Origin of the sequence: Streptomyces sp. NPDC088794 (assembly GCF_044750545.1) — a bacterium.
Classification (GTDB): Bacteria; Actinomycetota; Actinomycetes; order Streptomycetales; family Streptomycetaceae; genus Streptomyces.
Map to the genome: position 1 here is coordinate 1 of NZ_JBIVKB010000038.1, position 17622 is coordinate 17622.

The 17622-nt window shown below is 70.1% G+C and carries 3 protein-coding genes; all 3 read right to left on the bottom strand.

Going from position 1 to position 17622, the window contains the following annotated elements:
- Positions 1-1583, bottom strand: a 1583-nt coding sequence (locus ACIP6U_RS48440; RefSeq protein ID WP_401729925.1) for a condensation domain-containing protein, incomplete at its 3' end; no start/stop codon positions are given.
- 34 nt (positions 1584-1617) lie between these two features.
- Complete coding sequence (locus ACIP6U_RS48445; RefSeq protein ID WP_401729927.1) at positions 1618-15429, bottom strand: amino acid adenylation domain-containing protein; 13812 nt, start codon at positions 15427-15429, stop codon at positions 1618-1620.
- A 33-nt stretch (positions 15430-15462) separates the two neighbouring features.
- Positions 15463-17622: condensation domain-containing protein (locus ACIP6U_RS48450; protein ID WP_401729928.1), on the bottom strand; the 2160-nt coding region annotated here is incomplete at its 5' end.

Consider the following 17622-nt stretch of genomic DNA (forward strand, 5'->3'; position numbering starts at 1 on the left):
CACACCGCCAACTCACCAACCACCATGTCCACACCACGCGGCAGGCACAGACCCACCACCCGCTCACGGCCCACCCCCGCACCCACCAAGAACCGAGCAAGCCGATCCGACCGCGCATCCAACTCCGCATACGACAACACCTCGTTGCCGCAACGAACCGCCACCACCCCAGGCATCGCCCGCACATGAGAACCGAACAACTCCAGCAGGGTCCCGTCCGGGAACGACCGCTGTGTGTCGTTGAACTCCCCCACCACAGAACCGCGTTCACGCTCGTCCAGTACGTCGATGGAGGCGACCCGCGTCGCAGGATCAGCGACCACCTGCTCCAGCACCCGGACCACTCGCCGGAAGATCGATTCCGCGGTGGTCTCGTCGAAGAGGTCGGGGCGGTAGTCCAGTTTGAAGCGCAGCCGCGGACCCGGGGTGACGACCAGGGTGATCGGATAGTGGGACGCGTCGCGCGCCATGCCCGAGGGCCTGATGGACACGGCGTCGGGGAGGGCCGGCGCGGCAGGCGGGGCCGGGAAGCTCTCGTACAGGACGAGCGAGTCGAACACAGCTCCGGGGCCGGACAGCTTCTGGATCTCCGAAAGTCCCATGTACTGGTAGGACATGAGCCCGGTCTGCCGTTCCTGGAGTCGTTGCAGCAGGTCGAGCACCGACTGCGTGCCGTCGAGGGCGACCCGTACCGGGAGTGTGTTGATGAGGAGTCCCACCATCGATTCCACGCCCGGCAGTTCGGCGGGCCGACCGGCCACCGTCGCTCCGAAGACGACGTCGTCGCGTCCGGCCAGCCGCGCCAGCACGAGTGCCCACGCTCCCTGCACCACCGTGTTCATGGTGAGGCCGTGGCCGCGGGCGAGGTCCCCGAGGGCACGCGTGGTGTCCTCGGGGAGTTCGCCGAAGACATGGTCGGGGAAGACGGGGGCCCGGGTGGGGTCCGCCGGTGCGACCAGGGTCGGTTCGTCGGCGCCGGACAGCTCCGTTCGCCAGGCGGTCCTCGCCTCCTCCTTGTCCTGGCGTGCCAGCCAGCTCATGTACTGGCCGTAGGACGGGGCCCGACGCAGGCGTGAGGCGTCGCCGTCGGCCGCGTAGATCGCGGACAGTTCGCCGAGCAGGACCGGCATGGACCAGCCGTCCATCAGGACGTGATGGAACGTCATGATCAGACGGTGCCGGTTCTCTCCGAGCCGGATGAACAGCAGCCGCAACAAGGGTGCGGTCGCCAGGTCGAACCGCTCGGCGAGTTCCTCCGCCGCCAGCCGCTCCACCTCGGCCGCCGCCTCGCCCGCGGTCAGCTGCGAGACGTCCGTCTCGCGCCAGGGCAGCTTCACCTCGCGGGCGACGACCTGGACCATCTGTCCGCCGCTGACCTGGCGGAAGCAGGCGCGCAGGGCCGCGTGGCGGGCGGCGAGCGCCTGCCAGGAGTCCCTGAACCGGGCCGCGTCGACGGGTCCGTCGACGTCCAGGGCGGACTGCACCGTGTAGACGTCGGGGCCTCCGTCGAAGGCGGCGTGGAACAGCATGCCTTCCTGCAACGGCGACAGCGGCCACACGTCTTCGACAAGGGATCGGGTCATTGCACTCTCTCCTCACAGAGTCTTGCGACTGTGGCTACTGCTGTTCGCCGGCAAGACCGGCTTCGAGTTCCTCGATCTGGCTCTGCGCCAGGTTCAGGAGGGGGAAATCGGAGGGGGTGTGTCCGCCCGCGGCGGGCGCGTCGGTGTGTGTGGCGAGTCCGGCGAGTTGATCCGTCCAGGCCGCACCGAGCGCTTCCGCGTCGGCTGTGTCCAGCGCTCCGTCGGGCCAGCTCAGCGTGAGCGTCAGCTCCGGTCCCTCGGCCGTGTCACGGATGACGGCACCCGCTTCGAGTACGTGCGTCACGGGCATGTCGGCATCGGCGGAACCACCCACGGCACTGTCCCCGGCCATCTGCCAGGGCCGAGCCGCACCCGCGTCCGCCGAGGCCGCAGCAAACCGGCCCAGGTAGTTGAAGCCGATCTGCGGAGCCGGGGCAGCCGAAAGCACCTGCGCGGTCTCCGGATTGAGATGGCGCAGGAGTTCATAGCCCATCCCGTCGCCGGGTACGGCGCGGGCCTGCTCCTTGACCACCTTCACCAGGTCACCGGCCGCGGCTCCGCCCTGGGACACCTCTTCCAGATCGATCTCGGTCACGTCCACCCGGACCGGCTGCACGCTGGTGAACCAGCCGACGGTGCGCGATAGTTCGGTGCCTTCCAACGGCTCACGGCCATGGCCCTCGATGTCCACGAGCACGCTGCTCATATCCGGCCGCCGACTGGCCACCGCGCCGGCCAGCGTGGACAACAACACCTCATGCACACCGCAGTGGAACGCCGCAGGCGTACGGCCGGCGAGCGTCGCCGCCTGCCCAGCAGGCACCACCCACTCACGGCGCCGCAACGTACGGGCCACATCCACCACCGGATCCAACGGACGCCGGCCCAGGGTGGGCTTGTCCTGTCCCAACAAGGCGAGCCAGTCGTCGAGTTCGGCGGTCCGTTCGGCGCTGAGGGCCTGCTCGGCGAGAACCCCGGCCCAGCGCCGGAACGACGTCCCCACCGGATCGAGCACGGCCGTCCGACCGGCCACCAGATCCTCGTACGCACCCTGCAGATCCGGCAGCAGAATCCGCCAGGAGACTCCGTCCACCGCCAAGTGGTGCACCACCAGAGCCAGTCGGCCCACCTGCCCCGGACCCGCGTCCACCCACACGACCTGGACCATGACTCCGGCCGCCGGATCGAGACGGCCCACCGCCTCACGAGCCGCACGCCCCGCCATCGCGTCCAACTCCTCGGCGCCCGCCTCAACCCGGGTGATCAGGCCCGACGGATCCACCGAACCCGGCTCGTCCACGATCAGCTTCGACTCGCCGCCGGCCACCCGCGCCCGCAACATGCCGTGCGCGTCCAGCAGGACGCCCAACGCCTGGCCCAGCGCGTCCGGGTCCAGGTCCGCCGGCGCACCGACCACCACCCACTGCGCGAAGTCGGGGCGTACGACCCGGTCGCCGAGTGCTCGCATGACGGGCGTCCACGGCACTTCCCCTTCGGCCACGTCTTCTACGGCGATGTTCGCCTGCGGGTCCGCGGATTCGACGACGTCGGCCAGTCGCTCGACGGTCTTCTCCTCGAAGATCTGCCGGGGAGTGATCACCAGACCGGTCTTACGAGCACGCGACGCCAACTGCATCGACATGATCGAGTCCCCGCCCAACTCGAAGAAGCTGTCGTCCGCGCCGACCCGCTCAAGCCCCAGGGACTCGGCGAACAGCACGCACAACAACTCCTCCAACTCACCCACGGGAGCTCGTCCCACGGCCCGTTCGGCGAAGTCGGGGGCGGGCAGCGCGGCCCGGTCCACCTTGCCGTTCGGGGTCATGGGGAGGGTGTCGAGAACCATCACGGCCGTCGGCACCATGTACTCCGGCAGGCGGTCCCGCAGGAAGTCGCGCAGGACGGCAGGCAGTTCGTCCTTCCGCCGTGCGGCGTCCGTGGTGGGGTCGGCCACCGCGTAGGCGATCAGCCGGTCGTCCCCTGGGCGGTCCCGGCGTACGGTGACCGCGGCCTGGGCGACGAACGGGTGGGTGGCCAGGACCGTCTCGATCTCACCCGGTTCGACGCGGTGGCCGCGGACCTTGACCTGGTCGTCGGCCCGGCCCACGAAGAGGAGTTCACCGTCGTCGGTCCAGCGGACCACGTCTCCGGTGCGGTACATCCGCTCGCCCGAGGCGAACGGAGAAGCCACGAACCGCCCCGATGTCAGTGCCGGTCGGCCGAGGTAGCCCCGCGTCAACCCGGCGCCGGTCACGTAGAGTTCGCCGGCCGTGCCGGGCGGCACCGGCAGAAGGAAGGGGTCGAGGACGAAGGTGCGGACGTTGGAGATCGGGCGCCCCACGGGCACCAGGTCCGCACCCGGCGTCAGCGGCTCGCTCATGGTGGCGCAGACGGTCACTTCCGTCGGGCCGTACGCGTTCACCATGCGGCGGTCCCGTGACCAGCGGTCCACGACTCCGACGGGGCAGGCCTCTCCGGCCACGACAACTGTCCTGAGTTCAGAAGGCAGTTCGTCCTCCACGGCGAGGACGGTCGGGGGCACGGTGACATGAGTGGCGCCGGTTTCGCGCAGCGCTTCGAACAGGGACACCTGCGGTGGCAGCCGGTCCGGTGCGGCGACAGCGACCGACGCGCCTGACAGCAGGGCCATGCACAGTTCGGAGACGGCCGCGTCGAAGCTCACCGACGCGAACTGCAGCACGCGGGACTCCGGCCCCACGGCGAAGCGCTCGATCTGTGCCTGCGCCAGATTGCCGAGTCCGGCGTGGGGGACGACGACGCCCTTGGGGGTGCCCGTGGAGCCGGACGTATAGATCACATACGCCGCATGATCCGGCCGCAACCCAGCCAACCGCTCCCCATCAGCGACCGGAACACCGGGCAGATCGGCCAACTGGGCCTGCACCGCCGGATCATCCAACACCAACACCCGACCCGCGAACCCCGCCGGCACCACACCCCGCGTCCCCGACGTGCACACCACCACCGCCGGATCCGCATCCCCCAGCACGAACGCCACCCGCTCCGCCGGATAACCCACATCCACCGGAACAAAACAACCACCCGCCATCGACACACCCAGCAACGACACCACCATCGCCACCGACCGCTCCACCACCACCCCCACCCGAGACTCAGGCCCCACACCCAACCCCACCAACAAACGACCCAACCGAGCCGCCTCCACCTCCAACTCCCCATACGACAACACCTCGTTACCACCCACCACAGCCACCGCATCCCGCGACACCGCCACCCGAGCAGCGAACAACTCCGGCAACACCCCAGGCACCCACGACACCGCCGTACGGTTCCACCCCTCCACCACCAGCTCACGACCAGCCGCACCCACCCGTCCCACCAACTGGGACGAGTTCGCGACGAACTGCTCCAACACACCCACGAACGACGCCAACACCTCACCCGCCCGCGCCCGACCCAACACATCCGGCCGATAGATCAGGTCGCCCTGCATGGGGTCGCCGGGGGCGACGATCAGCGTGAGGGGGTAGTGGCCTGTGTCCTCCGGCACGTCGGCCGGGCGGATGGTGATGGCATCGGCCCCGGTGTGGGGTTCGCTGGTGGCGCGCGGGTAGTTCTCGTACACCACCAACGTGTCGAAGGACGCCCCCTCACCCACCCACTGATTGATCTCTTGCAACCCCACATGCTGATGCGACATCAACGCGGACTGGCGCTCCTGGAGATCCGCCAGCAGATCGAGGAGGGGCTGAGCGCCGTCGAGGCGTATTCGGACCGGCAGGGTGTTGATGAAGAGGCCGATCATGGACTCCACCCCCGGTAGTTCGGGAGGCCGGCCGGCCACCGTCGCCCCGAAGACGACGTCCTCCCGCCCGGCCAGTCGCGCAAGCACCAACGCCCACGCACCCTGCACCACCGTGTTCACCGTGAGGCCATGGGTTCGCGCCAGCTCAGCAAGTCCCCGTGACAGCTCCTCCTCCAGCGAGAACCGCACCCGCTCCGGCACCACCACCGACCGCACCGACTCCGCCGACACCACCAACGTCGGCCCGTCGACACCCGCCAACTCCTCCTGCCACGCCACCCGCGCGGCCCCCTTGTCCTGCACCGCCAGCCACGCCAGATACTCCCGATACGACCCCACCGCAGGCAGCCCACGCCCACTGCCACCCGCCGCATACGCCGCCGACACCTCACCCACCAACACCGGCAACGACCACCCATCCAGCACGATGTGATGACTCGTCACCGTCATCCGGTATTGCTCCGCCGCCAGCCGCACGACCAGCACCCGTACCAACGGCGCCTGGGCCAAGTCGAAGCGTTCAGCCCGCTCCCGCGCGGACAACCGCTCGACCTCGGTCCTCGCTTCGGTTTCGGTGAGCATGGAGACGTCGGCCTCGGTCCAGGGGACTACCGCCAGGCCTGACACCGCCTGGACCGCGCCGCCCGACACCGCCACACCCGGATGGAAACTCGCCCTCAACACCGGATGCCGCTCAACCACCACCCCCCACGCCGACCGCAACCGGGCCACATCCAGAGGCCCTTCAACAATCAGCGAACGCTGCCCCTCATACACATCAGGACCGTCCTGATCAAAAGCAGCGTGGAACAGCAGCCCCTCCTGCAACGGCGACAACGGCCACACATCCACCAAGTCCGGAACGACAGCCTCAAGCTCCGCCACACCCACCTGCGAAACCTCCACCAACGGGAAGTCCGACGGCGTATGACCACCCGCACCGTGAGTGGTGGTGTGTGTGGCGAGTCCGGCGAGTTGGTCCGTCCAGGCCGCGCCGAGGGCTTCCGCGTCGGCGGTGTCCAGCGCTCCTTCGGGCCAGCTGAGGGTGAGCGTCAGCTCCGGTCCCTCGGCCGTGTCGCGGATGACGGCACCCGCTTCGAGTACGTGCGCCACGGGCATGTCGGCATCGGCGGAACCACCCACGGCACTGTCCCCGGCCATCTGCCAGGGCCGAGCCGGACCCGCGTCCGCCGAGGCCGCGGCAAACCGGCCCAGGTAGTTGAAGCCGATCTGCGGAGCCGGGGCAGCCGCGAGCACCTGCGCGGTATCCGGGTTGAGATGGCGCAGCAGGTCGTGGCCCATCCCGTCACCGGGTACGGCATGGGTCTGCTCCTTGACCGTCTTGAGGATCTGGCCTGCCGCGACACCACCAGCGGCGGCGTCGGCCAGGTCGATGCCGGTCACGTCGAGACGGACTGGCTGCACGCTGGTGAACCAGCCGACGGTGCGCGACAGTTCGGTGCCTTCCAACGGCTCACGGCCATGGCCCTCGATGTCCACGAGCACGCTGCTCATATCCGGCCGCCGACTGGCCACCGCGCCGGCCAGCGTGGACAACAACACCTCATGCACACCGCAGTGGAACGCCGCAGGCGTACGACCGGCGAGCGTCGCCGCCTGCCCGGCAGGCACCACCCACTCCCGGCGCCGCAACGTGCCGGCCACATCCACGGCCGGATCCAGCGACCGACGGCCCAACATCGGGCTCTCCTCGCCCAACAGGGCGAGCCAGTCGTCGAGTTCGGCGGTCCGTTCGGCGCTGAGGGCCTGCTCGGCGAGAACCCCGGCCCAGCGCCGGAAGGACGTACCCACCGGATCGAGTACGGGGGTCCGGCCGGCGGCCAGATCCTCGTACGCCGTCTGAAGATCCGGCAACAGGATCCGCCAGGAGACTCCGTCCACCACCAAGTGATGCACCACCAGAGCCAGTCGGCCCACCCGGCCCGGACCCGCATCCACCCACACGACCTGAACCATGACCCCAGCCGCAGGATCCAGCCGCCCCACCGCCTCACGAGCCGCACGCCCCGCCACCGCGTCCAACTCCTCGGCGCCCGCCCCGACCCGGGTGATCAGGCCCGACGGATCCACCGAACCCGGCTCGTCCACGATCAGTGCCGACTCACTGCCGGCCACTCGCGCCCGCAACATGCCGTGCGCGTCCAGCAGGACGCCTACAGCTCGGGCCAAGACCTGAAGGTCCAGGTCGGCCGGGGCGCCCGTCACCACCCACTGCGCGTTCCTCGGAAGAGCGGCCCGCTCCCCTATCGCACGCATGGCGGGCGTCCAGGGAACGTCCCCCACGGCCACGTCGTCCTCGTCGACGATCTCGGCGGCTTCGGCGGACTCGACCACCCGCGCGAGTCGTTCGACCGTCTTCTCCTCGAAGACCTGCCGAGGCGTGATCACCAGACCCGCCCTACGTGCCCTCGACGCCAACTGCATCGACATGATCGAGTCGCCGCCCAACTCGAAGAACCCGTCGTCCGCACCCACCCGCTCCAGCCCGAGGATCTCGGCGAACAGCGCGCACAGCTTCTCTTCCGTCGCTCCCACGGGTGCCCGGCCCGAGGCCCCTGCGCTGAGTTCGGGGGCAGGCAGGGCGGCCCGGTCGACCTTGCCGTTGACGGTGAGGGGCAGCGCGTCCAACGACACGAAGGCCGCCGGCACCATGTACTCGGGCAGGGCTTCACCGACGTACTCGCGGAGCTCCGGGACCTCGGCGCCGTGCGTCTGCGGGACGACGTAAGCGACGAGTTGTTTGTCGCCGGGGCCGTCCTCACGTGCGACGACCGCGGCCTGGGCAACGGACGGGTGCGCGGTCAACACGGCCTCGATCTCGCCGAGCTCGATACGGAAACCCCGCACCTTCACCTGCGCATCCGCCCGCCCGACGAACGACAGCTCACCGTCGGCGTTCCAGCGGGCCAGATCCCCCGAGCGGTACATGCGCCCACCGTCCACGAACGGGCAGGCCACAAACCGCTCCGCCGTCAGATCGGCACGCGCGACATAGCCGCGGGCCAGACCCGCACCCGTGACATACACCTCACCCGTGATCCCCGGCGGCACCGGGCGCAGGAAGGAATCCAGCACGAACACACGGGAGTTGGACAACGGACGACCAATAACCGGCGCCTCGTCCGCTGCCGCGATCCGGGCATCGACCCGACCAGCCGTGACCATGACCGTGGCTTCGGTGGGCCCGTAGGTGTTCCATACCTTCGCCGTGGGCGCCCACTTCGCGGCCAGGTCGGCACTGAGGCGCTCCGCACCCAACACCCAGGTCTTCATGCCGGAGACCTGCTCGGGGTCGAGGACTCCCAGCAGGGACGGGACCACACTGGCCGTGCTCACCCCGTGCGCGGCGATCATCCCGGCCAACGCGCCCGGCTCCGCCCGCTCCTCACCGGTGGCGATCGCCAGCGTCCCACCCGACCCCAGGACCACCGCCACATCCAGAATCGCCGCATCAAAACTGAACGACGCGAACTGCAACGTCACCACACCAGGACCCGCACCCAAAGCAGGCGCCATCGCCTGGACGAGGTTCACCACACCACGATGAGCGACCGCCACACCCTTGGGACGACCCGTCGAACCCGACGTGTAGATGACATAGGCCAGTTGACCGGCCTCTGCGACTCCAGGCAGATCCTCGTCCCCGGTCTCAGCCGGCACCTCTTCGAGAAGAACGACACGGGCCGGTCCGGCCGGCACCCGGGCAAGGGTCTCGGCCGTGGCCAGGACCACAGCCGCACCACTGTTTTCGACCATGTACCGCAGCCGGTCCGAGGGATAGTCGGGATCCAGCGGTACGAAGGCGCCCCCGGCCTTCCACACCGCCAACTCACCGACCACCATGTCCACACCACGCGGCAGGCACAGACCCACCACCCGCTCACGGCCCACCCCGGCACCCACCAGGAACCGAGCCAGCCGATCCGACCGCTCATCCAACTCCGCATACGACAACACCTCGTTGCCGCAACGAACCGCCACCACCTCCGGCGTCGCCCGCACAAAAGAACCAAACAGATCCAGCAGCGAGTCACCGACCACAGGTCGCCGCGTGTCGTTGAACTCCCCGACCACAGACGCCAGTTCGCTCACCTCCGTCACATCGACAGAGGCAACCCGCAACGAAGGATCAGCGACGACCTGCTCCAACACCCGCACCAACCGCCGCCCCACAGCACCCGCCTCCGCCCGGGAGAACAGATCCGGGCGATAGGTGAGGCGGACCTGGAGGCGTTCCGTCGGGGCGATTCCCACGGCCAGGGGGTAGTGCGTGCCGGCCAGGGTGTCCAACTGACGGATGGATACGGCGTCGTCGTCCCGGTCGGCGGAGGAGAGGGCGACCGAGTTCCGGGGGTAGTTCTCGAACATGAGCATGGTGTCGAAGGAGGCGCCGGGGCCTGCTACGCCTTGGATCTCGGACAGACCCATGTGCTGATGAGCCATCAGCTTGGTCTGTCGGTCCTGGAGGTCGGTCAGCGTCTCCAGGACCGACCGTGCGCCGTCCAACCGCACCCGCACCGGAAGCGTGTTGATGAACAGGCCGATCATCGACTCCACACCCGGCAACTCCGGAGGCCGACCGGCCACCGTCGCCCCGAAGACGACGTCCTCCCGCCCCGCCAACCGCGCCAACACCAACGCCCACGCACCCTGCACCACCGTGTTCACCGTCAGACCATGCGCGCGGGCAAGCGCCGCGAGGCCGCGAGTGGCCTCCCGTGAGAGGTCGACCGAGGTCTGTTCGGGAACGACGGACACCTTGCCCGGGTCGGCAGGCGCCACCAGCGTCGACTCCTCGACCCCGGCCAGTTCCGCGCGCCAGGCCTCCCGGGCCGCCGTCCTGTCCTGACGGGCCAGCCACGCCAGGTACTCGCCGTACGACTGCGTCCGCTGAAGTCCGGAGGCGTCGCCTTGAGCGGCGTAGACGGCCGCCACCTCGTTGAGGACGATCGGTGTCGACCAGCCGTCCAGGACGATGTGGTGGCTGGTGACGACCAGCCGGTGCCGGTCGTCGGCGAGGCGGATGAGCAGCAGCCGGAGCAGGGGCGCCCGGGTCAGGTCGAAGCGCTGAGCCGACTCCGCTTCCGCCAGCCGTTCGGCCTCGGCCTCCGCTTCGGCCTCCGGCAGGCCGGAGAGGTCGACCTCGTGCCAGGGCAGTACCGCGCTCTTGGCCACTACCTGGACCGACTCTCCGGTCGCGCACTCGTGGAAGCTCGCGCGGAGGACGGCGTGCCGTGCCACCAGCGCCTCCCACGAGGCCCGCAGCCGACGTGTGTCCAGTGGACCGTCGAGGGCCAGCGTCCGCCGGCTCTGGTAGACGTCCGGTCCTTCGTCGTCGTAGGCGGCATGGAAGAGCATCCCCTCCTGCAACGGGGAGAGCGGCCAGATGTCGACGAGGTCCGGGACCGCCTGTTCCAGCTCGTCCAGCGTCGTGCGGGCCAACTCCACCAGCGGGAAGTCGGAGGGGGTGTGTCCGCCTGCGGTGGGGGTGGCGGTGTGCGCGGCGAGACCGGACAGCAGGGTCGTCCATGCCTCGCCGAGCGCCTCGGCGTCCGCCGCGTCGAGAACACCCTCGGGCCAGCTCAGACTGACCGTCAGTTCCGGACCGGATGCGGTGTCGCGGATGACGGCGCCGGCTTCCAGAGCGTGCGTCAGGGGCATGTCCTGGTCCGCGGAACCGCCGACCGCACGCTCCCCGGCCATCTGCCAGGGCCGAGCCGGACCCGCGTCCGCCGAGGCCGCGGCAAACCGGCCCAGGTAGTTGAAGCCGATCTGCGGAGCCGGGGCCGCCGAAAGCACCTGCGCGGTCTCCGGGTTGAGATGGCGCAGGAGTTCGTGGCCCATCCCGTCACCGGGCACCGACCGGACCTGCTCCTTGACCACCTTCACCAGGTCGCCGGCCGCGGGTCCGCCCTGGGAGACCACGTCCAGATCGATGCCGGTCACGTCCAGCCGTACCGGCTGCACACTCGTGAACCAGCCCACCGTCCGTGACAGATCCACGTCACCGACCGGCTCGCGACCATGACCTTCTACATCCACCAACACGCTGGACACGCCGGGCCGCCAGCGGCCCACCGCCCCGGCCAACGTGGACAACAACACCTCATGCACACCGCAGTGGAACGCTACAGGCGTACGACCGGCCAACACGGCCGCCTGCCCGGAAGGCACCACCCACTCCAGGCGCCGCAACGTGCCGGCCACATCCACGGCCGGATCCAGCGACCGACGGCCCAACGTCGGGCTCTCCTCGCCCAACAGGGCAAGCCAGTCACCGAGTTCGGCAGTCCGCTCGGAGCTGAGGGCCTGCTCGGCCAGTACTCCCGCCCAGCGACGGAACGACGTCCCCACCGGATCGAGCACGGCCGTCCGACCGGCGGCCAGATCCTCGTACGCCGTCTGAAGATCCGGCAACAGGATCCGCCACGACACCCCGTCCACCACCAAGTGATGGACCACCAGAGCCAGTCGGCCCACCCGGCCCGGACCCGCATCCACCCACACGACCTGGACCATGACCCCGGCCGCCGGATCGAGACGGCCGACCGCCTCACGAGCCGCACGCCCCGCCACCGCGTCCAACTCCTCGGCGCCCGCCTCAACTCGAGTGATCAAGTCGGCCCCCTCCACGGAACCCGGCTCGCCCACCACCAGCTTCAACTCGTCCCCGACCACCCGCGCCCGCAACATGCCGTGACCGTCCAGCAGCGCACCCACAGCCCGGCCCAGCACCGCCAGGTCCAGATCCGCCGGCGCACCGGCAATCACCCACTGCGCGAACCCCGGGCGTGTGCCCCGCTCGCCCAGTGCCCGCATGACAGGCGTCCACGGCACTTCGCCGACGCCCACATCACCGGTACGCGCAGCGCCACTTGCGCCCGTCGCCTCCGCGACCAGCGCCAACCGCTCGACAGTCTTCTCCTCGAAGACCTGCCGAGGCGTGATCACCAGACCCGCCCTACGCGCCCTCGACGCCAACTGCATCGACATGATCGAGTCCCCGCCCAACTCGAAGAACCCGTCGTCCGCACCCACCCGCTCCAGCCCGAGAACCTCCCCGAACAGCCCGCACAGCAGCTCCTCGACGGCGCCCACCGGCGTCCGTCCGGATACCTGGCCGGCGAAGTCCGGGGCGGGCAGCGCGGCCCGGTCCACCTTGCCGTTCGACGTCAACGGCAGGGCGTCCAGGACGACCACCACCGCCGGCACCATGTACTCCGGCAGGGCTTCGGCCACGTGCTGCCGTACCAGTGCGGGATCGGCGTCGAGGCCTTCGGGGACCACGTAGCCGACGAGCCGCTTCTCGCCGGGTCGGTCCTGGCGGGCGACGACGACGGCCTGGCCCACGGACGGGTGGGCGGACAACACCGCCTCCACCTCGCCGAGTTCGACCCGGAAGCCGCGAATCTTCACCTGCTCGTCGGCGCGGCCCACGAAGAGCAGTTCACCGTCGTCGGTCCAGCGCACGAGGTCGCCGGTGCGGTACATGCGCTCGCCCGAGGCGAACGGGGAGGCGACGAAGCGGTCCGCCGTGAGCCCCGCGCGTCCCAGGTAGCCACGCGCGAGGCCGGCGCCCGCGATGTACAACTCCCCTGCCACACCCGGCGGTACGGGCTGGAGGAAGGAGTCCAGGACGTAGGTCCGCCGGTTGCCGAGCGGGCGGCCGATGGGGAGCAGCTCCGGCGATGCGTCGCCGGGGTGCAGGACGTGGGAGGTGGCGCAGAGGGTGATCTCGGTCGGGCCGTACAGATGCCTGACCGCGATGTCCGGGCACACCTCCCGCGCACGGCGTACGGAGGCGGCCGGCACCACGTCGCCGCCGGTCAGTACTTCACGCAGGCCGGAGAGGCTCTCCGGGGACTCCTCGGCGAGCACCCGGAACAGTCCGGCGGTGACATGCGCGGCCGTCACGCCTTCGGCCACGGCCTGGCGCAGTCGTTGGGCATCGACCGCACCGGGCCCGGCGACGACCACGCGGCCGCCCGCGGCGAGCGGTACCCACACCTCGAACAGCGAGACGTCGAAGGCGTGCGGGGCGTGCATCAGCACGGCGTCGCCCGGACCGACCGACCAGCCGCGTTCTCCGACGAGAGCGGCGACGCTGCCGTGCGGCACGGCGACGCCCTTCGGCACACCGGTCGAGCCGGAGGTGTACATCACGTAGGCCAGGTCGTCCGCCGTCGGCAGGTGCGGGCCGTGCACGTGCAGGTCGTCCCCCTGCTGCGCGGTCGCCAGCACGGCGGCCGCCACCGCCGGGGCGTCCAGCACCAGCGCGTCCGGGGCGAGGTGTGCGGGGAGCGCGTGCCGGGTCTGTTCGGTGCAGACCACTGCCACCGGGGCGGAGTCGGTCAGCAGGAACGCGATCCGCTCGGCGGGATAGCCCGTGTCGACGGGTACGTACGCGGCCCCGGCCTTCCAGATCGCCAGGAGGGTCACCAACAGGTCGGCGGACCGGTCCATCAGTACGGCCACACGGTCGCCGCGACCGACGCCCTGACCCGTCAGGTACGCGGCCAGCCGCGCGGAGGCCGTGTCCAACTCCTCGTACGACAGGTGCGCCCGACCGTCCACGACAGCCGTTGCGGTCGGCGCTCGGCGCACCTGAGCGGCGAACAGCTCCGGCACGGAGTCGCCGGTGGTCGGGGCCGCCGTGGCGTTCCAGTCGTCGACGACCTGTCGGTGCTCGGACCCGGTCACCACGCCGAGCCGGCCGACCGGAAGCGAGGGATCGGCCACCATCTGCGTCAGCACCCGCACGAACCGGTCGAAGACCGACTGTGCGGCATCGCCGTCGAAGAGGTCCGGCCGGTGGTCGAGCTTGACACGCATCGTGTCGCCGGGTGCCACGACCAGCGTGAACGGGTAGTGCGCCGCCTCCTGGCCGCCGGCGAGACGGATCGCGAAGCGGTCCGGGCCAGCCGGCCGTGCGGAGGGCAGGGGGTAGTTCTCGTAGACCACGAGGGTGTCGAAGACCGCGCCGGGACCGACCAGGCGCTGGATCTCGGTGAGCCCCACGTGCTGGTGGGACATCAACGCCGACTGGCGCGCCTGGAGATCCGTCAGCAGGTCGAGGAGGGGCTGAGCTCCGTCGAGGCGCACCCGCACCGGAAGGGTGTTGATGAACAGACCGATCATCGACTCTACACCCGGCAACTCCGGTGGCCGGCCGGCCACCGTCGCCCCGAACACCACGTCCTCCCGCCCGGCGAGCCTCGCCAGGACCAACGCCCACGCACCCTGCACCACCGTGTTGACGGTCAACCCGTGCGCGCGGGCCAGGCGCACCATGCCCTGCGCCACGTCCGCGGGGATCTCGGTGATCAGGCTCTCGGGGGTCACCGGCGTCCTGCCCGGATCGGCCGGCGCCACCAGCGTCGGCTCGTCGGTGCCCGCCAGTTCCGCCCGCCACGCGGCGCGCGCGGCTTCCTTGTCCTGTGTCGCCAGCCAGGCCAGATAGTCGCGGTAAGGGGTCACCCGAGGGAGCTCGGCGATCGTGCCGGTGTCGGTGCCCGTGGGCAAGGCAGTGGGGGTGGCGGTGGCCTCGTAGATCGTTGTCAGTTCATTGATGAGTACGGGTATCGACCAGCCGTCCATCACCACGTGATGGCTCGTCAGGACCATGCGATGCCGGTCCGTGCCGAGCTTGATCAGCAGCACGCGCAGCAGCGGGGCGGTGGCGAGATCGAAGCGCCGCGCATGCTCCTGGGCCACCAGCCGCTCGGACTCGGCGGCTGCCTCGGCCGTCGGCAACCCGGAGACATCGGCCTCCTGCCACGGCAGTACGACCTTGTGCGCGATGACCTGGACGGCTTCACCCGACTTACGCCGCCGGAAACCCGCGCGGAGCGCCGCGTGCCGGGCGAGCAGCACCTCCCACGCCCGGCGCAGTCGGTCCGCGTGGAGCGGGCCGATCAGGTCGAAGTTCCGTTGTCCCTGGTAGACGTCGGGGCCCTGGTCGTCGAACGCGGCGTGGAAGAGCATCCCCTCCTGCAAAGGCGAGAGCGGCCAGACATCTTCGACACGGGATCGGGTCATCGCTTGTCTCCTCAGCGGCTTGCGTCGAGATGTCTAGAAGTCGGTGTCGTCTGCGAACTCGGCCTCGAGTTCGTCCACTTCGTCCTGGGCTAGGTTCAGGAGCCCGAAGTCCGAGGGGGTGTGTCCGCCGGCGGCGGGCGCGTCGGTGTGTGCGGCGAGTCCGGCGAGTTGGTCCGTCCAGGCCGCGCCGAGGGCTTCCGCGTCAGCGGTGTCCAGCGCTCCTTCGGGCCAGCTGAGGGTGAGCGTCAGCTCCGGTCCCTCGGCAGTGTCACGGATGACGGCGCCCGCTTCGAGTACGTGCGTCACGGGCATGTCGGGATCGGCGGAACCGCCGACCGCGCTCTCCCCCGCCATCTGCCACGGTCGAGCCGGACCCGCGTCCGCCGAGGCCGCGGCAAACCGACCCAGGTAGTTGAACCCGATCTGGGCACTGGAGGCGGCTTCGAGGGCGGTACGGGTGTCCGGGTTGAGGTGGCGGAGGAGTTCGTATCCGTGACCGTCACCGGGGACTTGGGTGGACTGTTCCTTGACCGCCTTCACCAAGTCGCCCGCCGCTGCCCCGCCCTTGACCGCGTCCACCAGATCGACGTCGCCCACGTCCAGCCGTACCGGCCGCACACTGGTGAACCAGCCGACCGTCCGCGACAGATCGACGTCTCCTACCGGCTCGCGGCCATGGCCCTCAACATCGACCAACACGCTGGACACGCTGGGCCGCCAGCGGCCCATCGCCCCGGCGAGCGTCGACAGCAGCACCTCGTGCACACCGCAGTGGAAGACAGCCGGGGTCCGGCCGGCCAACGTGGCCGCCTGTTCGGCGGGCACCACCCAGTCGCGGTGCCGCAACGTACGGGTGACGTCCGTCGTGGAGTCCAGCGGCCGACGGCCCAGGGCGGGGTCGTCCTGTCCCAACAGAGCGAGCCAGTCGTCGAGTTCGGCGGTCCGCTCGGGGCTGAGGGCCTGCTCGGCCAGTACTCCGGCCCAGCGCCGGAAGGACGTACCCACCGGATCGAGTACGGGGGTCCGGCCGGCGGCCAGTTCCTCGTACGCCGTCTGAAGATCCGGCAGCAGGATCCGCCAGGAGACTCCGTCCACGACCAAGTGATGGACCACCAGAGCCAGTCGGCCCACCCGGCCCGGACCCGCATCCACCCACACGACCTGGACCATGACCCCGACAGCCGGATCGAGACGGCCCACCGCCTCACGAGCCGCACGCCCCGCCACCGCGTCCACTTCGTCGACGCTCGCTGCGACCCGAGTGATCAGGCCCGCCGGATCGACGGAACCGGGCTCGTCCACGATCAGTTTCGGCTCGCTGCCGAGCACCCGCGCCCACAACATGTCGTGCCGGTTGAGCAGTACGCCCACAGCTCCGCTCAGTGCATCCGGGTCCAGGTCCGCCGGCGCACCGGCCACCACCCACTGCGCGAACCCCGGGCGAGCGGATCGTTCACCCACCGCTCGCATGGCGGGCGTCCAGGGCACTTCGCCGACGCCCACATCACCGGTACGCGCAGAGCCACTCGCGCCCGTCGCCTCCGCGACCAGCGCCAACCGCTCGACGGTCCTCTCCTCGAAGACCTGCCGAGGCGTGATCACCAGACCCGCCCTACGCGCCCTCGACGCCAACTGCATCGACATGATCGAGTCGCCACCCAACTCGAAGAACCCGTCGTCCGCGCCCACCCGCTCCAGCCCGAGGATCTCGGCGAACAGCGCGCAGAGCAGTTCCTCGACCACACCCTGCGGCGCGCGACCGACGGCACCTCCCTCACCGCGATCGGGGGCGGGCAGGGCGGCCCGGTCGACCTTGCCGTTGACGGTGAGGGGCAGTGCGTCCACCGACACGAAGGCCGCCGGCACCATGTAGTCGGGCAACCGCTGGGCGGCGAACGCCCGCAGATCCCCGCCGGACGGCACTGCACCACCGACCTCGACCACATACGCGACGAGTTGTTTGTCGCCGGGGCCGTCCTCACGCGCGACGACCACGGCCTGGGCAACAGCCGGGTGCGCGGTCAACACGGCCTCGATCTCGCCGAGTTCGATACGGAAACCCCGCACCTTCACCTGCGCATCCGCGCGGCCGACGAATGACAGCTCACCGTCGGCGTTCCAGCGGGCCAGATCCCCCGAGCGATACATGCGCCCGCCGTCCGCGAACGGGCAGGCCACAAACCGCTCCGACGT